We start from the raw sequence: 24,426 nt of genomic DNA on the forward strand, positions 1-24,426 counted from the left end.
GCTTTTCACTGTACGTTAAACAGGCTTTGCTATACACGCACCATTTTGTTGGCGTGTTTATCTTCGCGAATGAACTATCGCATTCATGGAGTGCCGCCAGCATTTTACCTCTAAAGACTGTTGATAACGCTTTTACGGGGTATAAATAGCCTTTTTCTATTTCATGCCAGTGCGATTTATTAAGCGCCCCTGCGGGTATCAAACAATGCAAATGGATATGCTGACTTAAATTTTGCCCCCACGTATGCAGCACGCTAGTCATGCCTAACTGGCCATGCTTTTTCCGTTTCGCAAATTTACTCAGCGTTTGCCATGTGGCTTTGAATAAACACTGATACAACGCGCTTGGGTTATAGTGAGCAATGATATTCAACTCATGAGGGAGCGTAAAAACAAGGTGGAAATACCGACACGGTAATAAATTCTCTTGCTGTTTTTGCACCCACTTAGCCGTGGCCATGCCTTGGCAACGCGGACAATGGCGGTCTCGACAACTACACCCAATCTTTTGCGACTCACCACAGTTATCACATTGCCATGCTTGGTAACCGAGCTGACCTGTTCTGCATGATTGCAGGTGCTGACAGACACGCAGTTGTTGATAGCTCATCGTATGATGTTGCCGATAATTCTCAAGATTTGAGTTTAAAATATCAGCGAGATGCAAAGCGCTCATTGTTTACCCCAACCTGCAAGCAAATCAATGCCGCCATGCCCTAACTCAGGTAACCAGTGTAAGTAACTTTGCGTGGTTTTAATATCACTATGACCAAGCTGATGTTGCAGTTGATGAAGTGGCATACCTGATTCAAGTTGGTGTGTTGCATAAGCATGGCGTAAAGCATGTGGATTACAGTGCGCTAGACCACATGCCCGTGCATGTTTTTTCAATGGCTTCCTGAAGGTCGATGCTGACATAGGTTTATCCATTAACAATCGCGAGTAAAACATCCAACCCGTTGGGTGATACATTTTCCAGTAACAACGTAATTGATTCAGCACACTGTCTGATACAACTACGTAACGTGATTTACCCCCTTTACCTTGTTCAATTAAAATAGTTTTACGCTGTCCATCGATGTCTTGCACTTTAATATGAAGCAGCTCACCGATGCGTAAGCCACAGCCATAGCAAACCACTATTAACGTTTTTAATCGCATATCCGTACAGCTTTCTATCAGCCGCCGCATATCATCACGTGATAAATAGATGGGGGCGCGCGACTTTGCTTTTGGCAGCGCAATATCTAAGTTAAGTGGCCGATGTAAAATATTCTTAAACAAGAACCAAATGCTGTTTATCTGTACTTTTTGGCTTGCTCTAGACAGTTTACGAATAGCAGGATCGTTAAAAAAGGCGTTAAGCTCGTCATCCGTAATCAAATCGAGCGGTTTATTAAAGTAATGGCTGAGTTTAAGCAAATGCTCACAGTAGCTTTTACATGTACTTTGTGAATAACCTCGATAGGTTATTTCAGTTTTGACTTGTTCAATGAGTGTATTCATGACTTACCTCCAAGTTATGGGATAACCCCAAGGTAAGTGTGGCTCAAATGTTCAGAATAGGATCTCCGCGTAGCGGCTTAGTTCAACAATTTTATAGTGCGCGAAGGGCGGATATTTCTGCCGAAGTCACGCTCATGTATTTATTAAGTCTTTTTTAACAAATAACTTAACCCATTGCTAGCTATAATTATTTCTTGGTACTAAATATAATCAGAAAAAAGAAAGTGCGCTCGACGCTCTTTTTCTTGAATATGGGAGCACAACAACTAAACTGTATGTTTATACAGTAACTGATATTGGTGATGACATGAAAACGCGTTCTCCATTTTTAAATTATATCGCTGATTATATGTTGGTACGTCAGTATTCATTACGTACCGTGGACACGTACCTGAGATGGATTGCATCTTATATCCATTTTCATGATAAGCGCCACCCCGCCTCAATGGGAGACAATGAAGTCGAGCGCTATCTAGAGTACTTAGTGTTAAAACAAAACGTTGCACCGCGAACGCAAGCCACGGCACTCAATTCATTGTCATTTCTATACAAGCACATAATTATTTTAAACTTTATCAATGTTCACTTCACGACAAGGGTATGATGAAAAAACACGCCTATTTGATTAAAAATGATGTCATTACAATTTTGATGAGGATTTACCAAAAGCGCATTATGAGAAAATAATATTGGCAATTTTTAGATAGTTTGAAAAGGGAAATTTACAACACCCAATGTTGTTTGAAGCATAAGTTGACATAAGAACATACGTTTTTACTGGGCTACAGCGCCGTAAGTGAAGTATAACTTGGCATAGTATTGAAGTATATAATGGCATAAAGTTACCTAATATAGGCTTTATGAGGTCAATCCCATAAAAATACTGCCAAGTTTAGTTGGCTGCTATGTGCCAGTGTAGGTCAGATAAGCGTGACTCGTTTCTGCCCCAAAACGTGTTGAGGCGAATGCCTTAAAAGAGCGATAACCGGTCATTGAGGATGGCTAAATTTAGGGCTAATTAATAGATAAAGTTGTGTCGTTTATTCATATAGTCAAGCAAACGAGCAACGCGTATATCCTACATTTAAATTTATTTAAAATCTTGAAATACCCTCGGTTATTTGTTGGAATGTGGATAGATGAGCTTGAAGTCAGCAAAAATATGCGTGATGAGCGCACTATTAAATTGTTAGGCGTTGCTGAACAAGGAGAGATATTCAATGGCTTTTGCCCTCGCACCAGATCAAGAAAATGCTTACCCATCACTCATTACGGCATTGTGCGCGCGCGATGCGTATACTAGAGGCCATTGTGACCGCGTCTGTGCGCTTGCGTTGGAAGTGGGGCGTGCGGCCGATTTGAGTGCCCCCTCATTAGATGACTTGCGTATTGCCAGTCAATTACACGACGTGGGTAAGATTGGAGTTCGTGATACTGTTCTCTCGAAGCCTGGAAAGCTCACACCTGATGAAAGGGAAGAGATAAAGGCTCACTCGGTTATCGGTGAGAGAATAATTAGTGAGACATTCCTGACAAACAGAGACGAGGTCGCGTCTATTGTCAGACATCATCATGAAGCATTTGATGGAAGCGGATACCCAGACGGACTGGCTGGTGCCGATATTCCCCTGAGTAGTCGAATACTTTCGATCATTGATGCGTATGATGCACTGACGACTAGCAGGCCATACCGCATGGCTAAATCGCACCTTGAAACTATGAATATCTTGAAGCATGAAGTGGACACGAAGTTTGATCCAAATATTTTTTTGTTGTTTACAAAAGTCATAAAGGCCAGTTCGGCACGTGCCTCGTAAACGCTCGTTCCTAGAATACGGTGAACGCTGCCTAAAAAGTCTCTGCAGATGACATTTGATCCGCCACCCACTTTTTTGCTAACGCAAAAGCAGGCGTTGTCTCAAATGCACCTGAGCTCAGGCGTTGCTAATGTCTGCAAATGGCACAGAGCCGTCCTTCGGCTCTAACTCATTTATGTCCATAAACGAGCTTGAAGACCCTCCTGTTTTGGCTCAGTGCCAATTCTAGTCATTAAAACGTATAAACCTTAAGATAAGCTTAGCTATAATCCATAAATATCATTGCGTCTTCAAAATAGCCAACCTATTCGTAATCGTGACACATATCTACTCTTAAAAGCGTCATTCCACAAAATCATAGTTATGCAGTTCTTTACAGTAAGAACACATGAAATAACGCATATCTAACCGTTATCTTCTTCGAGCCAATCATTAATGTCATTTAATAATACAGGAAGCAGCTTTTCCAAAAGTGAAAACTCTTTTTCAATATCTAGTTGCCCCTTGCTTGCTTGTAATTCAATCTCTGCAAACAAACTTCTTAACCTGTCGGCGCTTATCTCACCACATAAACCTTTAAGAGAATGCGCAACTTGACGAACTTGTTCATAATTATGATCATCGACAAATTCTGTTAGTTGGTTAAATTTTTCAGGTGCTGTTTTAATAAACATAGTACAAATTTTAATAAGCAAAGCTTCTTTGTTAAGTAAACGAGAAAGTGCAGCTCTTTGGTCCCATAACACTTCTTTTTCAGTCATAATTTCAGTGACAGAGTGTTCATTTTTTTCGTAATTAGATAATGTCCACTCTATTACTTTAGCTTGCGCCTCATTTGCTTGAATAGGCTTACTAATATAGTCGTTCATACCAACCGATAAACACTTTTCCTTTTCGCCCATCATGGCGTTAGCTGTCATAGCAATAATAGGTATATTTATAAACTCATTACCGGCATCTCCTGCACGAATTTTCTCACAAGCTTGGTAACCATTTAAGATAGGCATTTGACAATCCATCAAAATACAACGTATTGGCTTGCCTTCTAAGCAGCTAAGCTTTAGTGCTTCAATTGCTTGTTCACCGTTAATTGCTGTTTTTACATAAATTGGTAAAAATTCTAGTGCTCCAACTGCTACTGCGATATTTATCTCATTATCATCAACAATTAATACACTACCCCCATCAATTTGCTCTAAAGTTCTTACTGGTATATTACTGTTTTCGCTTGCTTCTACACTAAGCAACTGCAATTGCTCAACCTTACTCAGAGTTAATCCAATCGCTCTTAGTAAATCACTTTGTGTGAATGGTTTACTAATTGTCGTTATCTTACTTGAAATACCTTCAGGTAATGGCCATCCGGGTTTATGTAACACAACAATTTTAACGTTTGATTTATGGTGCATGAAGCCATCAATTATTTGTTCTAACTCACCATTTTTATTGTCTTCTGCATCTAAGAAAATAATGTCATAAGGTTCAGCAGTTATATCGGCTAAATCTTCAAAATTTGAGAGTTCTACCTCGCCCCCTTCATGACGAATTAACTGTCCTAGTAGCTCTTGAGATTCTTTATTATTATTAATAACTAAGACTTTTTTAGACAAATAATGGTTGTTCTGTGGTGTATTCTCACTACTTTCACTATCAATTATTATATCAAAACTGAACGTACTGCCCTTATGTGGGACCGAATTGACTTTTATATCGCCCCCCATCATCAGGCATAACTTTTTGCATATTGATAATCCAAGTCCCGTACCGCCAGATTCAGCGTTTATAGTGCTATCGACTTGATGAAATGCTTTAAACAGGTGTTTCTGGGCACTATATTCAATGCCTTCGCCGGTGTCTTGAACGCTAATAATTAATCTGTGTTTTTGATCCTCAATCTTTTCTGATTCAACTTTGATCTTTATGAAACCACGCTCTGTAAATTTAATCGCATTATTAATTAAATTATTGATTATTTGGGTTAACCTTAATGGGTCTGATACAGCTCGCTGGCAATTTAAACCTCGTGTATCAAGATAAACCTCAAGTTCTTTATCAAAGGCCATTATGGAGCACGATTCAACTAAGCATTCAATCAAATATTTAGGATTAAATGTTCTAAAATTTAATTCAAGTTTACCCGCTTCAATCTTAGACAAATCCAATATATCGTTTATCAACAAGTTTAAATTAGTGGCACTTAACTCCATCAGACTAATCAACCTACGTGATTTTTCTGGTAATTCTTCACGCTTTAAAATATTCAATGTTCCAATCACACCATTAAGAGGCGATCTTAGCTCATGGCTGATATTAGAAATATATGCGCTTTTAAGATCACTATTTTTGATAGCCAGATCTTTCGCTTCAGCAAGATCTTGCGTTCTGTTTCTAACTTTTGACTCAAGCTCAGAGTTCAAACGTTTTACCTTAATTTCAGCCGCTTTCTCTTTACTAATATCCCTGATAATAAGCGCGAGGCCATTGAGTACAAGCTGTTCAGAAAATACCGGGCTTACAGAGATAGCAAAAAAGTAGGATTGCCCATTTACCTCTATGGACCGTTCATCTTTGATTTGTGGCTTCGAGTTTTCCAAATCGGCTATATACGTATCTATCGGCAGTTGTTGGAGTAATATCAGTTCATTGGTATGCCTACCTATAGATAAAGCTCTAGACGTTGATAATAATCGCTCTGCACTAAAGTTAAGGCTGGTTAGTTCACCTTGAAGATTTAATCCAACAATGGCATCAATTGAACCATCGACAATGGCAGAAGACTCCCTACGTGCTTCAGCTAGCATTTGGCTTCTGGTTGCATTTCGATAAAAAGTAATAAGCAGTATTACAGTAAAGAAGATAATTACCAATAAAAAGCCATAAGTCAAAAGCCGTTTATCACTAATCATCGTATCGATATACTGCTTTGAAACGACAGTACTTAAATCAATATAACTAAACTTTTTTCCCGGTCGCATTTGAACTGTATCGGAAAACATATAGTATTGATCACCCGCTTTTTGTTTCGAATCCACACGATAAAGTCCTTGATATTGGATCGGCTGCTCATATAGCGTATCCCATGTGATGTTCGGTGCTAAATCTCTTGTAAATCGATACTTTTCGATAGGGTGATATAAAAAATCGCCTTCAGAGCTGCTAATTATAAGCTGAGAATAGTCAAACACTGTGGTTGTTAATTTTTCAATTAAGGTATTTGCGCTAACGTTCATAATTAAAAAAGCAAAGCGTTTACCTTCTTCACTGTAAATAGGGATAGAAAACCGTAACATCGGCTTGTATGGAAATGTCACTTCTCGAAACTCGCGATTCAACGACATAGGCGATAAATATATTTGCTTAGCTTCAAGCTGCGAACTCGGTAAAAAATACCGCTCCCCACTTTTGGGTTGTAACGAATAATCTGCTACAGCCTCAACTGAAGCACCTCGGCGCTGCACACGAATAAGCTCTTCCCCTGAGGCTGTAATAGCAATAATACGTAGTTGCTCAACATTTAAATTATTTTCCATAAAGCCAATAAAGATAGTTTCTAACTGCTCTTTCCACTGTGCATAAGTGGTTCCATCATATGGATCTATACCATTGTTATAATGAGCTCTGGGTAACCCTGAAATAGGTGGTGTAGAATGCAAAAAACTAAGATCCGATTTTGATCGGGATATAAATGAAGTCACCACCTCCCTTAATCGCAGGTTTGTTGCTGTAAACTCGTCCTCTATTTGTATTAACACACCTTTTTTTACATGCATTTCAAATAGTAAAACAGCCAAAACCAACAACAGACCAAAAAAGAACGTGATCCACCTAAGAAACGTCTTTGAAGATACAACTGACTTATTTGCTTTCATGGAAATATTCATTTTTAGCCTTTTGTTACTAATGCTTAGTTAGGGGATTACACCACTTTAATAGTACCGCTCTTAAACACTCATAACTTATTGGTTTGCCCATAAAATCATCCATACCAGATTCAAAACAACGCTGCTTATCGCTACCTAGTACATTTGCAGTTAAAGCTATTATCGGTGTTGTTAAAAAAGCTGGCATCGTTCTAATTTTAAGTGTTGCTTGAGGCCCATCAAGTACAGGCATTTGCATATCCATAAAAATAATATCAAACGCACACATTTCGCACTGTGTAATCGCCTGCTCACCATCACCGGCTATATTGATACAAGTGATATTAAACTCTTTCAAAAGCGCTTCAATAACAATTTGATTAATCTCATTATCCTCAACAACTAATACGTTTAAGTTAGATAGATCAATCTCTTGCGGTGCTGATAATTTAGTATTTTCATGTTGTCGACTCGCCTGTTTATCACCCCTTTGAGTCTTTAATTCAAAATAGAAGAGCGAGCCTTTACCAAGCTCACTTTCTACCTTTAAAGGCGCATCCATGAGCGCTAATAACTTACTGGTAATCGCTAAACCGAGGCCTGTTCCGCCAAATCGGCGTGTAATCGAAGTATCTGCCTGTGAAAAAGCCTCAAAGAGTGTATCAATATGCTCGTGTGATATACCTATACCAGTGTCCGACACACCAAACGACAATATAAGCTCATTATTCACCTCTTTCTGAACATTTACATTTAATGCAACACTTCCTCTTTCAGTAAATTTAATGGCATTGCCTAACAAATTTATAAGTACTTGCTTTATGCGTGTTTCATCTCCTGCAAAAATAATATTCTCTTCGTCTGTCGGCGATGAAACAAAAAGCTGCACTTGTTTTGCATTTGCTTGTTCACTAAATAGTAGCTTTAACTCATCTAGCATTTTATGTAAATCGATTGATTGGTTTTCAAGCTCAACTTTTGTGGCTTCAATTTTACTCAAATCGAGAATATCATTGATGATAACTAACAGGCTGGCGCCTGAAGACTGAATAATCTCTAACATTCTTGCTTGTTTATCTGTCAAAGAGGTATTGCCAAGCTGTCGCGCCATCCCCAAAATTCCATTCATAGGAGTGCGGATCTCATGACTCATATTTGCCAAAAATTCAGATTTGACCTTAGAAGTATGTTCCGCTGCTTTTTTTGCAGAAATAAAGTCTGTACTTAACGCCCTGAAACGATTTGCAGCACCCGCTAACACACCGATTTCATCTTTGCGTGTTAAATCGTGAATGGGCGCCGATAGGTCACCATTAAGAAAGCTTTGAAAACTTTTGGTCAATAGTTTAATCGCATGTGCTATATGAAAGTGAAAAAATAACGCTAGTCCAATGATATACAAGATAGCGCCTACTCCGAGTAGCTGTAAAACATACTCTGTTTTTGAAATACTAACTGAGCCGGTTTCTTTTATTGTAATTAAACGTGACAGTGACTGCTCTCTAAGTGTATTTGCTAATGCACTAAACTCAATGGCATCACCCGCCATAACAACATTAACTAGACTTAAATAGTTACGATTTGCTTGGACGCTTTTAGTAAAAGCTTGCTGGTAATCTACAGCTAACTGAACTGTTGGGTTTTCGATCCTGTTTTGCTGCTTTTGCAAAGCTAATTCGGAGCTTGAAAGACTTTGCAGCGCCTTAATGACTTGTTGACGCTTAGAATAGTCCTTTTTAGTTAAATAAAGCTGCGCATTGTGGTGTAATGTGTGCCATATATTTATATTTTGCGTAATTAGCAACTTATCTTTTAAATCTGCGGTCAGTTGCAGTAAGCCTGTTAAATGGGCAACAGCGCCTAAATAAATACGTGGCAGCTCTGTATCTATCAATGCTGTTTTTATATTATAGCGCTTTTTTAGCACGCTTAGATTATCACCATACCTAAGCACGAGTTCAGACATGGCATCAATATAAATTTTATCGTCAACTTCATTATTTTTTTTATCTATTGCTTTTAAACGCTGGTCAATACTTTGGTAGTTCTCTTCAATCTTAGCAAATACCGCATCACTCCCTGATGCGCCATAGACCGAAATATCACGTTGCATTTCAACAATATCTTTGTTTATTCGTAAAATACCAATGGCATGACTACTAATATCCGTAATATTATTTACCGATGTATCAATTGCTTCTAAGCGTTTATCCATGACGATGTAGCTGATACTGAGTGTAATTACCACCAGTGCTAACGCTAATGTCATTTTCGCTGCAATAGAACGCGATATTAAATGTACCAAACGACGTCCTTAAGCATTAAGTAGTTCATACCATTTATCTAAACTATAATCGTAATTTTGCATTACGGTATTCCACACAGCTATATTTGAAAAACGTTTAATATAACTTCCACCATCGCGAGTCTGGCCAGCTTGTACAGAAATTTTACCATCCGTTCCAATCAGCTCAGTGGTTGCTTCTTTTCCCTCGTACCAATAATTCCACTCAGGCTTAGACATTAACGGCTGGCTTCGCTGTGGGTTAGATATATAGTAACCTTGTCGAGCAATAAAGGCTCCAGGATAACCAGATAGCCACCAATTCATATATTCATAAGCCGCATCTTTTATATGCCCCGAAGTATTAGCAGATAAACACATAACACCATGCCAAGCACGATACCCTTCCTTCGGGGACGCATTGACAACGGGAATACCTTGGCCTCTACAAGCACTAACACCTGGTGAAAACATACTTTGGATATTAACGCGCTTTGTCTTCATAAAATCCACTGACTGCGGTACTGATGTCCAGAAACCAGAAAAGTGGCCTTGCCTTTTTTTCGATAATAAAATTGCAAACAATTTATCTATTTCGTTAATACTCATGTTGCCAATATCGTTAAAAGTCATCAGGCCTTGGCCCTGAGCAGCAAGCGCAGCATCAAATATGCCTATTGTTGGGGCATTAACAAGGCCCACTTTTCCTTTATTTTTATCATCCAGCAACCAAGACCAAGACTCTGTTTCATAGGCTTGTCCTTTTTCGATGTAATCGGTGTTATAGCCAAATGAGTCAACATTGTGGACATATGGCATAAAGCTTATTTTTTTTGTAGGTGTACTTGCTAATGAACCATCATTTTGAACAAATAAAATTTTGTTTGGTGCATCACCTGCACCTAGTTTGGCAGAGGGGGTTATTTTGCCTGTTTTAGTAAGGTCATTAATTTCATTCCAGTAAACAAGCCTATCTACGTCTATTGGTTGAATAGCACCAGCTTGCCATAGGATATTGATTGAATCTGACCACTGTTCATAAAGGTCAAAAGAAGTTGGATCCGCAGCAGCTTTTTGTAAAACAGCAGCACTCCCCATAGGTATAAATTGTAAATTTATACCTAGCTCTCGCATGGCTCGCTGACGAAGCTCTTCTTGCAGTGTAACGTGAGTGCCCATGACGCGCAAAGTTGTCACTTTTCTCGCAAATACATAAGGCGCTTTGAATGCGAGTGTTGATACCGCTGCTCCTGCACCCACTGTACGCAGGAAGTGTCTACGATCAGGTGAATAATTCATTATTATTTATCCAATACCAATTTACCTAAGAGAAAAGTATAGACTAAACAATAAAAAAAACAGCAAATTAGCTCCTCATAATTAAAATTACAAGGAGCCAAATTAAACAACCTGTAATTTATAGCAATTACGGCCATCTCGCTTGGCGCAATATAGTTCTTCGTCAGCCAATGAAATCAACTTATTAAGCCCCATTGTGCTCTGTTTCTGACTTGTTACTCCGCCAATACTAACAGTAACGTGCCCAATGGATGATTGACTATGCTCAATATTTGACTCATTAATTTGTAGAATTATTTGTTTGCATACGTGCGTCATCCCTTTAATGTCGGTATAAGGTAGAACAATCAGAAACTCCTCACCTCCAAATCGAATCGTTACGTCATGAGGCCTTTTTAGCGTATTGGCAAACACGTCTGCAATTTGTTTTAAACAAATATCACCTTGAAGATGACCATAATGGTCGTTATAAAGTTTAAAATGATCAATATCGATCATTAACACACTAAACGGCTTTTTGTCACGCTCAGACTGTTTCAGCGAATTACAGACTTCTTTTTCTAGATAGTGACGATTATAAAGTCCTGTTAGAGAATCTTTATAAGTTAAATCCATCAACACTTCCAAGCGCAGCTTATTCTCTACATGATTTGTAGTTCGATGTATTAGCGTTGAAGCAATTACTGGTTTACCAATAAAGTCTGCTGCACCAGCTTCCCAACAAGCATTCTGGGAATCAGTGTCATAAGTTGCAGTAATAAATACAATAGGAACGTGCTCAAACAATATATTCTGCTTTAACGCTCTGCATACATCTAAGCCGCTAATATCGGGCAAATTTACATCAAGTAAAATGAGATCTGGGATATTGGATTTGCAATAATCTAATGTTTGCAAGCCCATAGCTAGTGTTTCGACTTCAAAGTAATCTTCCATGATAGCCTGTAGTGAAACGCGAATTATTTCATCATCATCAACTATTAATATTTTACATTGCGTTAATGGCTTAAGAGCTAGGTGCATATATTTCCTTTATTTTTGGCTTGAGTAAGCACGTCCATCATCTCTAAAAAGGGCATTGGTTTACCAAGTAAGTATCCCTGACCAATGGCACAGCCTAGAGATTGTAGCTTATCTCTTTGTTGGCTTGTTTCAATACCTTCCGCCACGATCTGTAGGCTTAATGAATTAGCCAAGTCGATAATTGCAGTAACAATATCAAGCGATTGAGAGTCACTAATCATATCACGTACAAAAGACTGATCAATCTTCAACACATCAAGAGGAAATAGTCTCAAATATGACAGACTAGAATACCCAGTGCCAAAATCATCAAGCGCAAGGCTAATCCCCATATCAGCGATCGCCTGTAATTGCTTTATCGTTTGTTCAAAATTATCAATCAGTGCTGATTCGGTTACTTCCAGCTCTAAATAACGACTTGGTAGCTTAGTTTTTTCTAATATCGATGCAACCGTATCAACCAGCGAAATACCAGTGAATTGTTTAGCTGAAATATTAACAGCGACTTTCTTTGGGTATCCTGCATCAAGCCACTTTTTAGCATCAATACAACTTTGCTCCAAAACTTGTTCACCTAAACGGTAAATTAGTACTGATTCTTCGGCATATTCAATAAAATTAAGTGGAGATATAAATTCTCCAGTGTCATCTTTTAGCCTCACTAATCCTTCAGCACCAATAACGTCGTTAGTCACTAAGTCATATTTTGGCTGATAAAGCACAACAAGATCATTGTTATCTAGCGCGTTGCGTAAGCAATTACCCACTTTTAAACGCTTAGTCATTTCAACTTGGAGATCATGACTAAAATAATAATAGCTATTAGCGCCTTCTTGTTTTGCTTTATACATTGCTGAATCTGCATGACGAAGCATTTCCTCGACACTTGATGCATCATCAGGATACACACTTATCCCCAAGCTTGCTGAAAGGACATGTTGTTCATCAGCTAATCTGAAAGGTTTAGCAATGACATCTAGCACTTGACTAACAAGCGGTTCAAGACCGAATGTATCTTTTTCATAGGGAACAACAAGTGCAAATTCATCCCCACCAACTCTTGCAACAGTAATATCATTACATGCAAATTTATCAAGGCTATGACCTATATGGGCAATTATTTCATCACCAATATGATGCCCTAACGCATCATTTATGTACTTAAATTTATCTAAGTCAAGAAGCAACAGGCTCACTTTTGTATTATTAAATGAGGCTCTAGCTATTCCTTGAGTTAATCTGTCATGCAACAATACGCGATTGGGTAATGCAGTTAGTTGGTCGTGATGGGATAAATAAGTCATTTGAACTGACATAGCAAGAACTTCGCTAACATCTTGAAAAACCATTACTGCACCACGCTTATTACCATCTTTATCTAATATTGGAGCCGCACTATCTTCGACTCGGTACAACATACCTTGCCGACTAATTAACTGTGTGTTTATAGCCATAGCAACAGGCCGATTTTCCTTCAGAGCAACTGATAAAGGATTTATAGAAGGTATTTTAGTTGAGGTATCTCTCAGTATCATCACTTCTTCAATATGCCGCCCTTTAGCCGCAATTTGTGACCAACCAGTTAGACGTTGCGCTACTGGATTTATGTAAGTTATACACGCATGCTCATCAGTAGATATCACACCATCAGCAATAGAGTCTAACGTGATCCGTAAATGCTCTTTTTCAGCAGCCAAAGCTGCTTTAGTGCGCTGAATAGTTTTTTCTTGAATTCGAATTTTTGCATGGTTTTCAACCCTCATTCGGCATAAAGTTAAATTCAAAGGTTTAGATATGAAATCAATAGCTCCAAATGAAAGCGCTTTTTGCTCGATTTCAGGATCATTATGAGAAGTGATGACCAAAACGCGTAAGTCAACAAGGTGAGGTCTTTTTTGTATTTCGAGTAATATGTCAAATCCACTAACATTGGGCATTTCTAGATCGAGTAAAAGTATATCTGGTATAAACTCTTCAATAAGAGCGATGGCATCCTCACTTTTATTACATGAACAAATAACCCCAACATCATCCAGAACATGCTCTAGTTGCAAGGTGTTGATCTCTTCATCATCTATAACAAGAATTTTACAAAGCTCTGCCATATAACCACTCTTCATAATTAAATTTCCTAAGATACTTAAGAATAGCTAATCTTTATAAAAAGCGATAGCTAATCTTTATAAAAAGCGACAGGCTCTCATTTAGGAAAAAATCGATCGCAACCATCCTAGATGGTTTCAAACTAAGAACATACCAAGACAATTTATTAAAAATTAGTTTTTACACAGTCTGTGCCATGAGCAGTCATTCATGATTAACTCGTTTCTGTCCAAAAACGAGTTTACTCGACCGTCTGCTTCTCGCTCTAGGCGGACTTCGCTAAAGTGCTACTTACGGTCGTTGGTAACCTTACCCTATTGTTAAATGTTACTTCTCAGCCAATATTTTTTTCTTTTCTATTTCGAACTCTTTCTGGTTTAAAACACCGCTATCTAAAAGGTCTTTAATTTTAGTTAAACGATCATACTTATCAGCCACAGCAATCGCTGTTAGAGTTTCTTCTTTATCAATACACACAAAAATTATTTCTATTCTGGGGAAATTACCAAAGATATATGGTGGGGCTGCAGTGTGTTCTGAAACGGTTAACATCTTTTTATTATGAGCTTGTTTACGACAAAAATCATTTGCTCTTTTAGTCGCAGATCTTCTAATTCCTGATGTTCCACTAAAACCAGTAGATGCCTGATGAAAGATTCTATATCTTTCACCTTGAATTTCTTCGTCTGAAATATAAAAGTCTTTTCCTTCATACACAGCCCCGTCAAAATGTGAACTGCTTTCACTTTCTTTTTGTATTGGCGACATACTTGAGCATGCACTAAAGAAGAAAAATGCTGGAACCAAAAATATTATCTTTTTCATAAACACCTTAGAATGATGTGCAAGAACTACTCTGCACTGGCAGTCAGACTGCAAGTGATTGTTATGTATTTAGCTAGCCACGGTAGATATTATTAATTGCCGTTAGTGCGATAATAAATTTGTTAAATACATGACCCGGCGTGAACTCTGAAGGAGAGCCAATAAAAGATATAATTTTCTTTTTTTGACCACCAAATATTCCAGTGCCCCCATTAACCTTTATAAACAAAAAGGACGTGTCTAGCAGTAAGCGCGCAATTAAACCCACATACCAATATTAATGCTACCTATGCATAATTTACTCAGCATATTAACCTGAGGTAATTATGAATAAACAGCAAAAAATAAAACACTGGCAAGGCATTTTTGAGCAGCAAAAATCGAGTGGTTTAGCCATCATTCAATTTTGTCGTGATAACAACATTAACGCATCGACTTTCTATGTTTGGCGTAAACGCCTTTCTGACGAAACGATAAGGGTTAAAAAGCAACAGGTGATCCCGTTTGTTATTCATGAGCAAGCCTTTACACACCCTTCAATCATTAAACTCACCACACCAAACGGCTATCAAATAGACTTCGAGTCGACATTAGCTAACCAAACGCTAGCCAAATTATTGAGCGTACTGTGACACCTTGCACCCACCAAGTTTACTTGGTCACGGGATTCACCGACATGCGAAAATCAATCAATGGGTTAAGTATTATTGTCAGCGATACCCTATCTCTCGATCCTTTAAGCCAAGCGTGGTTCGTTTTTTGTAATAAACAACGCGATAAATTAAAAATTTTGTTTTGGGATACCAATGGTTTTTGGCTCTATTATCGTCGTTTAGAACAAGGACGATTTCAGTAGCCAAAACAGACTAATGAACACACGGCTATGGGCATCGAGCAACGCCAATTACAGTGGTTGCTATCAGGGTTACCGGTCAGTAATCAAACACGGCACCCGACTTTATCGGGGTTATCAGTGATGTAAATTAACCAGATCGTTTTTTTTACTTGAACGATCTTTCCCATGTGTCATGCTATTAAAATGCCAGACACTATTCTCATCACCGAACTACAAAATCAGCTTGCACTTATGCAGGCTAAGCTTGATGCTTTACAAGAAGATAAGGTTGAAATGCAATCGCGGATTGACCACTTGCTTGCTGAGCTTAAGTTAAGTAAATCCCAAAAATACGGTAAAAAAAGTGAAAAAGCCCCACGGGGCACCTTCAATGAAGCGGAGCAGCATAAAACGACTGAGCCGCCTAAACACCATAAGAAAGGTAAACAAATACTGGCTGAGCACTTTGAACGAGAAGAAGTTGAGCACACCTTAACCGAGTTAACGTGTCAGTGTTGCGGTGAACAACTACATCAATGTGGTAGTGAAGACAGCGAGCAAGTGAAGATTATTCCGGCGAAAGTCAGCGTCATTAAGCACAAACAATTTAAATATGCTTCCAGACATTGCGCGCGTGAACAAGTGGCCAGATAAATAATCACCGCGCCTAAACCCAAGCAGCCTATTCCTGGCAGCATTGCGAGTCCAGAAGCGTTATCGGCGGTTGTTACGGGCAAATACTGCGATGCCTTACCGCTTTATCGTTTCGTTGACATACTAGGCCGTGGCGGCCTTGAACTATCGCGCGGAACATTAGCTAATTGGTGTATTAAAGCGGGCCTACTAATCAGCCCCTTAGTGGCAGCCATGCAACGTCACTTGCTTAATGAGCACAGTTTATGTGCCGATGAAACCCGTACACAAGTCTTAGATGAAGGTGACAATCCTAGCAGCAATTCCTACATGTGGGTTTATCGCAGCAATGAGGTTAGCCATGAGCCTGTCGTGATTTACGATTACCAAGCAGGTCGAAGTCGCGCTTGCGCAAAAGAATTTCTTGCCGGTTATCAAGGCTATTTACAGTGCGACGGTTACCGTGTTTATGACGGTATTGAAGGCATTACCCCTGTTGGTTGTTGGGCACACGCTAGACGCAAATATAACGATGCCTTAAAAGCAGAGTCGAAAAACAAAGGTCGAGCGCATAAAGCCATCAGCTTTATCAGCCAATTATATAAACTGGAAACCCAGGCTAAAAACAAACAGTTATCCCCTCAAGCGCGGTATCAGTTACGACAAGAAAAAGCCTTACCCATATTAATGCACTTTAAAGCGTGGCTTGATGAAGCCGAAGGTAAAGTAACGGCGGGGAGTTATATTGGCAAAGCGATAAAATACACGCTTAATCAATGGCCGAAATTAATGCGATATAGTGAAGATGGCGAACTAGGGATTGATAATAATATTACTGAGCGAGATATTCGGCCGTTTACCACGGGTAGGAAAAACTGGCTATTCTCAAAGTCAATTAATGGTGCCCAAGCAAGCGCCACACTCTATAGTATTGTGATGACGTGTCGTGCCAATGACATCAATCCTTATTACTACTTTGTGCATTTATTTAAAACGTTGCCGAATCGAGATGAGGGTGATGGTGATTTTACCGACCTAATGCCGTGGAATGTGCAGCTAGACTTCGATTATAGCTAAGCGCACTGCTTAAATGCGCGCTTACAGATATTTGCTCTGGTATCAAAGCTTTGCATAAACAGTATGCTATCGACTTAAAACAGGTAATAGGTATAGGCTGGAGCCAAGGTGGATACATTTGTGCGTATACAGGGTGTCACAGCAACGCATTCACTAAAGTAATTATTGGAGCGGCAATCAGTGATTGGTATACTTACCAGGCAGTTACCGATATTCCTGACTTCGTCAGTGATTATTTACCGATTAACACTGCCCGATTAGAAGCATCGGTTATCAATTCACCGCCCACTCATAAACCAGACATGCTCATTATCCATGGAACAAATGATTTTCGAGTGCCCATTCAATGTGCTCAACAACTCAGTGAATATGCATTTAAAAATAAGATTACCCATAGTTCATTATTCATTGAAGGAATGAAACATCGTGTAAATAAACCATCTGAATTAAAGTCAATATGGACAAATAGCTTAGAGTGGATAATTAATTAGCTATCTACTCTAAGCTCTATTATTTTTTAACTTTGAGACTTTAAATAGGGAGTGAATGCTTCAGAGTGATGCTCTGAGAAGGTGCCATCTAAGTTCTTTGTAATAAATAAAGCTGCTATATTATGTTCATTCGCTAAGTTCATTGCCTTATCCAACCCCATAATCATAAAGGCTGTCGATAAACCATCTGCAACCATGCAAGATGGTGAGATTACAGAAGTCGAAACCATTCTATGTGTTATAGGACGTCCCGTTTTAGGGTCAATCAGATGAGAGTAACGTACATTATTTTCTTCGTAGAAGTTTCGATAATCACCAGCTGTTGCAATCGCATTATCTTTGGGCGTAATAACACGCTGAATAGCACGCGTCCCAGACACGGGATTTTCCACCGCAATGACCCAGTTTTTATTTTCTAAAGAGGTCCCTTTAGTGCGAATTTCGCCACCAATTTCCACCAAGTAGTCATGGATACCTTTACTATCAAGTAAGTCGGCAACAACATCCACCCCATATCCTTTGGCCAGCGTAGATAAATCGAGGTATACATCTGGATTTGCTTTTCTAACCGTTGTTCCCTCTATTGACAAAAAGCGGATGCCAAATTTATCTCTTGCTTGCGCTATCATTTCATCGGTGGGCGTTGTTTCTGGACGGTTAGCAGGGCCAAAGCCCCACAGGTTAACTAATGATCCAACCGTGACATCAAGATAGCCATTACTGAAGCTTTCTAGGCGAATGGCTTCGGATAGCATTTCGCGAAACTCGTCGGAGGCTGCAATGGGAAGAGTTGATTTTTTAGCATTGAACAATGACAACTCGGAGTCTTCCATATAAGTCGAGGCAATTTCATTAACACCAAGCAGCGCTTTATCGACTTTTACCTGAATATGTTCTACCTCAACTGCATCTGACATTGCTTTAAAGGTGATATGATAAGAAGTCCCCATTGTTGTACCTGTCAATTGAAACTTCTTCTCTTGTGCAGGTGAACACGCCGAAAGCAAATTCACAAAAATTAGTGCGATAAAAATAGCGTATATATGCTTAAATTGACTCATTGCAACTCTCCTTAGATAAATGGCTCATTATTAAAGCCAAGCTTTTAAATGATATGACCCATCTTATCTCTTTTTACGGATAAATAATTACTATTATGTGTGCAAGCTGCAATTTTATGTGGCACTCGTTCCGACAAATTAATACCTAGCTCTTCAATCGCCTTGAGTTTAGCTGGATTATTTGTCATCAGCCTTAATTCAGAAATATTAAAATGGTCACACATAAATTTTAATATTGAATAATCTCTTTGATCAGCATCAAAACCTAACTTTAAGTTTGCTTCAACAGTATCAGCGCCATTATCCTGTAAATCATATGCCTTTATTTTATTTAGTAGCCCTATTCCACGTCCCTCTTGACGTAAATAGAATATAACCCCTCGTTTTTCCTGCGCAATTAGCTCTAATGCGGATTCTAGTTGAAGGCCACAATCACACCTCAAACTAAATAAAGCGTCTCCAGTCAGACACTCAGAGTGAATCCTTGCCAAAACAGGCCCCTCACTACTCAAATCTCCCATAGAAATCGATACATGTTCTTGATCATTATTGATATCTTTAAATCCATGCAGAGTAAATTCTCCCCAGCGAGTGGGTAACTTTGTTGACGCGACATAACAAAAAGACAAAACCAAAAGCTCCAAATAAAATCATGGATGGGTAAGTATTCCTTACAATAAACCACTTAACGCAATTTTATTTTTATAGAGATTACAGAATGAACATCATTGAAGGAAAGTAAGCGCGTAATTAACCCCACATACCAATGTTAATGGTACCTATGCATAATTTACTCAGCATATTAACCTGAGGTAATTATGAATAAACAGCAAAAAATAAAACACTGGCAAGGCATTTTTGAGCAGCAAAAATCGAGTGGTTTAGCCATCATTCAATTTTGTCGTGATAACAATATTAACGCATCGACTTTCTATGTTTGGCGTAAACGCCTTTCTGACGAAACGATAAGGGTTAAAAAGCAACAGGTGATCCCGTTTGTTATTCATGAGCAAGCCTTTACACACCCTTCAATCATTAAACTCACCACACCAAACGGCTATCAAATAGACTTCGAGTCGACATTAGCTAACCAAACGCTAGCCAAATTATTGAGCGTACTGTGACACCTTGCACCCACCAAGTTTACTTGGTCACGGGATTCACCGACATGCGAAAATCAATCAATGGGTTAAGTATTATTGTCAGCGATACCCTATCTCTCGATCCTTTAAGCCAAGCGTGGTTCGTTTTTTGTAATAAACAACGCGATAAATTAAAAATTTTGTTTTGGGATACCAATGGTTTTTGGCTCTATTATCGTCGTTTAGAACAAGGACGATTTCAGTAGCCAAAACAGACTAATGAACACACGGCTATGGGCATCGAGCAACGCCAATTACAGTGGTTGCTATCAGGGTTACCGGTCAGTAATCAAACACGGCACCCGACTTTATCGGGGTTATCAGTGATGTAAATTAACCAGATCGTTTTTTTTACTTGAACGATCTTTCCCATGTGTCATGCTATTAAAATGCCAGACACTATTCTCATCACCGAACTACAAAATCAGCTTGCACTTATGCAGGCTAAGCTTGATGCTTTACAAGAAGATAAGGTTGAAATGCAATCGCGGATTGACCACTTGCTTGCTGAGCTTAAGTTAAGTAAATCCCAAAAATACGGTAAAAAAAGTGAAAAAGCCCCACGGGGCACCTTCAATGAAGCGGAGCAGCATAAAACGACTGAGCCGCCTAAACACCATAAGAAAGGTAAACAAATACTGGCTGAGCACTTTGAACGAGAAGAAGTTGAGCACACCTTAACCGAGTTAACGTGTCAGTGTTGCGGTGAACAACTACATCAATGTGGTAGTGAAGACAGCGAGCAAGTGAAGATTATTCCGGCGAAAGTCAGTGTCATTAAGCACAAACAATTTAAATATGCTTGCAGACATTGCGAGCATGAACAATTGGCCAGTAAAATAATCACCGCGCCTAAACCCAAGCAGCCTATTCCTGGCAGCATTGCGAGTCCAGAAGCGTTATCGGCGGTTGTTACGGGCAAATACTGCGATGCCTTACCGCTTTATCGTTTCGTTGACATACTAGGCCGTGGCGGCCTTGAACTATCGCGCGGAACATTAGCTAATTGGTGTATTAAAGCGGGCCTGCTAATCAGCCCCTTAGTGGCAGCCATGCAACGTCACTTGCTTAATGAGCACAGTTTATGTGCCGATGAAACCCGTACACAAGTCTTAGATGAAGGTGACAATCCTAGCAGCAATTCCTACATGTGGGTTTATCGCAGCAATGAGGTTAGCCATGAGCCTGTCGTGATTTACGATTACCAAGCAGGTCGAAGTCGCGCTTGCGCAAAAGAATTTCTTGCCGGTTATCAAGGCTATTTACAGTGCGACGGTTACCGTGTTTATGACGGTATTGAAGGCATTACCCCTGTTGGTTGTTGGGCACACGCTAGACGCAAATATAACGATGCCTTAAAAGCAGAGTCGAAAAACAAAGGTCGAGCGCATAAAGCCATCAGCTTTATCAGCCAATTATATAAACTGGAAACCCAGGCTAAAAACAAACAGTTATCCCCTCAAGCGCGGTATCAGTTACGACAAGAAAAAGCCTTACCCATATTAATGCACTTTAAAGCGTGGCTTGATGAAGCCGAAGGTAAAGTAACGGCGGGGAGTTATATTGGCAAAGCGATAAAATACACGCTTAATCAATGGCCGAAATTAATGCGGTATAGTGAAGATGGCGAACTAGGGATTGATAATAATATTACTGAGCGAGATATTCGGCCGTTTACCACGGGTAGAAAAAACTGGCTATTCTCAAAATCGGTTAATGGTGCTCAGGCCAGCGCGATACTTTATAGTATTGTGATGACCTGCCGTGCCAATGACATCAATCCTTATTACTACTTTGTGCATTTATTTAAAGCGTTGCCGAATCGAGATGAGGGTGATGATGATTTTACCGACCTAATGCCGTGGAATGTGCAGCTAGACTTCGATTATAGCTAAGCGCACTGCTTAAATGCGCGCTTACGCTCTCGTAACTTTTCGGGATCTTCCGGCGCCTCTTCATCTGGACGCGCTTGATTTTCACTCGGATTCACTGTCACAGCTTCAACTAAATACTCATGCACCCCATTTGTAATGTGGAAGTCAGGTGCAGCATTCCCTTTAATTTGAGTGAATTTATCGTGGAAATAGATATATAGATACAACTCCCAAAGACGAGCGTCAAAGCCATGTGTTTGAAATTCTTTTATATAATGACCATCAGGGTCATCAAAAGTATACACTATTTCCTTTATCAAATTTCGAGCTGCTTCCATCCTAGGTTCTTCAGCTAAAGCTATATAGATGGGATTCAACTTTCCTCGCTCAACTAAAGGCTCAAAAAGTTCATTGGTTAATTTAATTTCATCCCCTTGAGGGTAAAAAGATTTACCATCATTTTTATATTTTTTAATAGCTTTGATTAGTTCATTTCGAGCACCTAGTTCACTAGGTTTAAATGTTTTGCTTACTTCTAGCGCCCTAAATATTTTTCTAGTATCACGCCCCATAATGACAAAGCCATAATCATTATCGATTGCATCTCTAAAAACAGTTGCTAGAATTTTTTTATCGTATGCAATAAACCACTGTTTTTCATCTGCTGTACTTCTCGCCATAGGATGACGTGAAAAACAAAAAGCATCAAATTGACGTCTAGAAATACTCCTCACTCCTGATGGCAACTTAACTGCCTCATCAGTTTTTTTACGTCTCTTTTCAAGCCTCTTCTTTCTTTTCTGATCTCGAGACAACTTAGCTTTTGCCATCAAATACCTCTGAACTCAATTAAAAATATAACTCCACCTTAAGCGACAAAATATTGTTGGCTAAAATATTGAACGGAGTGAAAATAGCCAACTGTATTTTGTGATTTTCACGCGCCTAAAAGAGGTAAATGTTTACGCTGCTGATAGGTTAAAGCTAACTCTAAACAGGACTTGATTGCTGTTTCTGGTAACACTTGCGATAAGGACAGAACTATTGTTCTGTTTCCCTGAAACACCAGTTCTTCACCATACAATTCTCTAAATGTATCGACTAACTTAGTTTGGCAATTAAAGAACAGGTAATAATTATTAGGAGATTTCAGCTTCCAGTCCATTCTTAGCGGGCTACCTGTTTTTACACTATGGCTAGGTTCACCCCATTTTAGAGTTTCATCGACTTCACCCAGCTCCAAATCAGATGCGATTTGAAAGACTAGATTTCTTAGCTCCTCTAGCCTAATACGAGCATTTTCCGGATATTCATCAAAGCGTTCTTTGACTACCTTGTTCACTGGAACCTCCTATTCACATAACGAGCCTGTAGAATAACTCCAACAGCCAAAATCAATTAAAAAACTAGCTCCTGCAATTAGTTCTAAGCGTTTTTAGAGCATTAGGTAATGCATTTGGGACCCATAAAACAGGATGTTTTTCTTAAAAAAGAGTAATTCTACAGCCCCAACTTTGAAATAAGGGACGCAGCAGGCGGCTTAATTTTTTGTTATACACATCACTGCTCGGTGGTTGACATAAGTGTCTTAAGCCCATTGTACCAAGCTAAAAAAGCAACGGTACCATGAGTCTCATTTTTAAAATATTGTTGCTCCGAAATAGCATCATTATTATCAATTACAGATGAAGCAAAAGTAGCACCCCATCTATAATTGGTCAGCCCGATATCTCCCAAATGAGAATTGTTTGCGAAAGCAAAGTAAACTCGAGAATTGAAATTTATATCTCTATTGCCGGCGTTCAATGCCCGATTTAAGTAATCATTATCCCATAGCGATGTGGGATCTATGATTAAATAATCTGTAAATACAGATGGTGACTCTATAAGAGTGTTTGCTGCGAACAAACCGCCAAACGACTCACCAACTAACAATCGCTTGTTGGACGTCCTATATGCAGTGTCAACGGCGGGTATCAACTCTTTTTCAAGAAATTTAGCGAACTGATTAGCGTTTCCTGTTTGCTCGAATGTTTCCAAAACGCGGTCTTTAAACTTCCACTCTATAATCGATGACGGAGTTAAGTCACGAGATCTATTTGTATTCGGAATGGCAATTACGATAGCTTCTTGAACCTGATTCTCCAGCGTTTCTGTACTTAAGGATTCAAGTACACCGACAAACCCTTTAAATCTATGGATATCGCCGTCAAGAAGATAAATGACAGGGTAGGTATTTTCGCTTTTTTCGTAAGATGGGGGTAAATAAACCATATAAGGTCTATTCTCAGCCATGATCATCGATTCTAACGATGTGGATGTGCCTAATAAAATTGAGTCATCCGCGAATACTGGCAAGGTAAATAACAAGATTGAGAACGCCGATACCAAATTTTTCATAATAACTTCCCTGATGTGTATAATAATTTTATAGTGCGCTCATCGCGCATATTTCTTCCGACTGAACGCTCATTTATCTACTTTATATAGTTTTAACAAATAACCTAAAGCATTACTACCACTAAGTTTTCTAAAACTTTAAAGAAAAATTAAATAGAATAATATGCGCTCAGCGCTCATTTTCATGAATATATGC

General features: G+C 39.1%; 23 protein-coding genes. 10 read left to right on the plus strand and 13 right to left on the minus strand.

The genetic code is table 11. The features are described from left to right. On the minus strand, positions 1–676 hold a 676-nt coding region (locus QMA12_RS20230; RefSeq protein ID WP_290211259.1), incomplete at its 3' end, for a transposase zinc-binding domain-containing protein. Beyond that, on the minus strand, positions 673–1,506 hold the full coding sequence (locus tag QMA12_RS20235; protein ID WP_290211260.1) for a tyrosine-type recombinase/integrase: 834 nt from the start codon (positions 1,504–1,506) through the stop codon (positions 673–675). The genes QMA12_RS20235 and QMA12_RS20230, both read right to left, overlap by 4 nt. Positions 1,507–1,813: 307 nt before the next feature. Here QMA12_RS20235 and QMA12_RS20240 point away from each other — a divergent pair, with 307 nt between their 5' ends. Next, positions 1,814–2,110: a phage integrase N-terminal SAM-like domain-containing protein gene (locus QMA12_RS20240; protein ID WP_290211261.1), complete on the plus strand. Its 297-nt coding sequence runs from the start codon at positions 1,814–1,816 to the stop codon at positions 2,108–2,110. 616 nt (positions 2,111–2,726) lie between these two features. Next, complete coding sequence (locus QMA12_RS20245) at positions 2,727–3,323, plus strand: HD-GYP domain-containing protein (RefSeq protein ID WP_004589546.1); 597 nt, start codon at positions 2,727–2,729, stop codon at positions 3,321–3,323. Positions 3,324–3,727: 404 nt separating this feature from the next. Here the strand turns inward: QMA12_RS20245 and QMA12_RS20250 are convergent, their stop codons facing one another. From QMA12_RS20250 to QMA12_RS20275, 6 genes are all read right to left on the minus strand, one after another. Continuing rightward, positions 3,728–6,976 carry an ATP-binding protein gene (locus tag QMA12_RS20250; protein WP_290211262.1) on the minus strand — a complete coding sequence of 1,083 codons (3,249 nt, stop codon included), beginning with the start codon at positions 6,974–6,976 and terminating at the stop codon, positions 3,728–3,730. Between the two features lie 244 nt (positions 6,977–7,220). Continuing rightward, positions 7,221–9,452: an ATP-binding protein gene (locus QMA12_RS20255; RefSeq protein WP_248443011.1), complete on the minus strand. Its 2,232-nt coding sequence runs from the start codon at positions 9,450–9,452 to the stop codon at positions 7,221–7,223. 45 nt (positions 9,453–9,497) lie between these two features. Then, complete coding sequence (locus QMA12_RS20260; protein ID WP_257125165.1) at positions 9,498–10,646, minus strand: signal peptide prediction; 1,149 nt, start codon at positions 10,644–10,646, stop codon at positions 9,498–9,500. 222 nt (positions 10,647–10,868) lie between these two features. Continuing rightward, on the minus strand, positions 10,869–11,789 hold the full coding sequence (locus tag QMA12_RS20265) for a diguanylate cyclase (protein ID WP_290211263.1): 921 nt from the start codon (positions 11,787–11,789) through the stop codon (positions 10,869–10,871). Continuing rightward, entirely contained in the window at positions 11,780–13,909 is a 2,130-nt protein-coding gene (locus QMA12_RS20270; RefSeq protein WP_290211264.1) for an EAL domain-containing protein, read from the minus strand. The genes QMA12_RS20265 and QMA12_RS20270 overlap by 10 nt, the downstream gene beginning before the upstream one ends. A gap of 310 nt (positions 13,910–14,219) precedes the next feature. Beyond that, positions 14,220–14,717 (minus strand): SHOCT domain-containing protein, encoded by a 498-nt coding sequence (locus tag QMA12_RS20275; RefSeq protein ID WP_086994376.1) that lies wholly within the window; start codon positions 14,715–14,717, stop codon positions 14,220–14,222. A gap of 326 nt (positions 14,718–15,043) precedes the next feature. Between QMA12_RS20275 and QMA12_RS20280 the strand changes: the two genes are divergently transcribed. The 5 genes from QMA12_RS20280 to QMA12_RS20300 all read left to right on the plus strand — a co-directional run bounded on the left by QMA12_RS20280 (position 15,044) and on the right by QMA12_RS20300 (position 17,753). Next, a complete protein-coding gene (locus tag QMA12_RS20280) occupies positions 15,044–15,349 on the plus strand; it encodes a hypothetical protein (protein ID WP_013465796.1) in 306 nt (101 codons plus the stop codon). Then, positions 15,346–15,573 (plus strand): IS66 family insertion sequence element accessory protein TnpB, encoded by a 228-nt coding sequence (gene tnpB, locus QMA12_RS20285; RefSeq protein ID WP_290211265.1) that lies wholly within the window; start codon positions 15,346–15,348, stop codon positions 15,571–15,573. Before QMA12_RS20280 ends, tnpB (QMA12_RS20285) begins: the two co-directional genes overlap by 4 nt. Before the next feature lie 183 nt (positions 15,574–15,756). Then, positions 15,757–16,206, plus strand: coding sequence for an IS66 family transposase zinc-finger binding domain-containing protein (locus QMA12_RS20290; RefSeq protein ID WP_290295302.1), 450 nt, complete (start codon positions 15,757–15,759; stop codon positions 16,204–16,206). Between the two features lie 3 nt (positions 16,207–16,209). Further along, entirely contained in the window at positions 16,210–17,262 is a 1,053-nt protein-coding gene (locus QMA12_RS20295) for an IS66 family transposase (RefSeq protein WP_290295305.1), read from the plus strand. Positions 17,263–17,291: 29 nt separating this feature from the next. Beyond that, positions 17,292–17,753, plus strand: a complete 462-nt coding sequence (locus tag QMA12_RS20300) for a prolyl oligopeptidase family serine peptidase (RefSeq protein WP_290211275.1) — start codon at positions 17,292–17,294, stop codon at positions 17,751–17,753. A gap of 26 nt (positions 17,754–17,779) precedes the next feature. Here the strand turns inward: QMA12_RS20300 and QMA12_RS20305 are convergent, their stop codons facing one another. Next, on the minus strand, positions 17,780–18,814 hold the full coding sequence (locus tag QMA12_RS20305; RefSeq protein WP_248473915.1) for an FAD:protein FMN transferase: 1,035 nt from the start codon (positions 18,812–18,814) through the stop codon (positions 17,780–17,782). Between the two features lie 44 nt (positions 18,815–18,858). Continuing rightward, on the minus strand, positions 18,859–19,443 hold the full coding sequence (gene ribA / locus QMA12_RS20310) for a GTP cyclohydrolase II (RefSeq protein ID WP_182798307.1): 585 nt from the start codon (positions 19,441–19,443) through the stop codon (positions 18,859–18,861). Between the two features lie 189 nt (positions 19,444–19,632). Here ribA and QMA12_RS20315 point away from each other — a divergent pair, with 189 nt between their 5' ends. The 3 genes from QMA12_RS20315 to QMA12_RS20325 all read left to right on the plus strand — a co-directional run bounded on the left by QMA12_RS20315 (position 19,633) and on the right by QMA12_RS20325 (position 21,851). Next, a complete protein-coding gene (locus tag QMA12_RS20315; protein WP_013465796.1) occupies positions 19,633–19,938 on the plus strand; it encodes a hypothetical protein in 306 nt (101 codons plus the stop codon). Then, positions 19,935–20,162: an IS66 family insertion sequence element accessory protein TnpB gene (tnpB, locus tag QMA12_RS20320; protein ID WP_290211265.1), complete on the plus strand. Its 228-nt coding sequence runs from the start codon at positions 19,935–19,937 to the stop codon at positions 20,160–20,162. The genes QMA12_RS20315 and tnpB (QMA12_RS20320) overlap by 4 nt, the downstream gene beginning before the upstream one ends. A 183-nt stretch (positions 20,163–20,345) precedes the next feature. Further along, complete coding sequence (locus tag QMA12_RS20325) at positions 20,346–21,851, plus strand: IS66 family transposase (protein ID WP_290211267.1); 1,506 nt, start codon at positions 20,346–20,348, stop codon at positions 21,849–21,851. Here QMA12_RS20325 and QMA12_RS20330 read toward each other — a convergent pair. The 3 genes from QMA12_RS20330 to QMA12_RS20340 all read right to left on the minus strand — a co-directional run bounded on the left by QMA12_RS20330 (position 21,848) and on the right by QMA12_RS20340 (position 24,230). Continuing rightward, positions 21,848–22,660, minus strand: coding sequence for a hypothetical protein (locus tag QMA12_RS20330; RefSeq protein ID WP_290211268.1), 813 nt, complete (start codon positions 22,658–22,660; stop codon positions 21,848–21,850). The genes QMA12_RS20325 and QMA12_RS20330 overlap by 4 nt on opposite strands. 107 nt (positions 22,661–22,767) lie before the next feature. After that, the gene (locus tag QMA12_RS20335) at positions 22,768–23,172 is read right to left on the minus strand and encodes a DUF1801 domain-containing protein (RefSeq protein WP_290211269.1); all 405 of its coding nucleotides are present in this window, start codon (positions 23,170–23,172) and stop codon (positions 22,768–22,770) included. Between the two features lie 218 nt (positions 23,173–23,390). Then, positions 23,391–24,230, minus strand: coding sequence for an alpha/beta hydrolase-fold protein (locus tag QMA12_RS20340; RefSeq protein WP_290211270.1), 840 nt, complete (start codon positions 24,228–24,230; stop codon positions 23,391–23,393). Positions 24,231–24,426 lie beyond the last annotated feature (196 nt).

It is taken from the genome of Pseudoalteromonas sp. APC 3893 (genome assembly GCF_030408095.1).
Classification (GTDB): Bacteria; Pseudomonadota; Gammaproteobacteria; order Enterobacterales; family Alteromonadaceae; genus Pseudoalteromonas.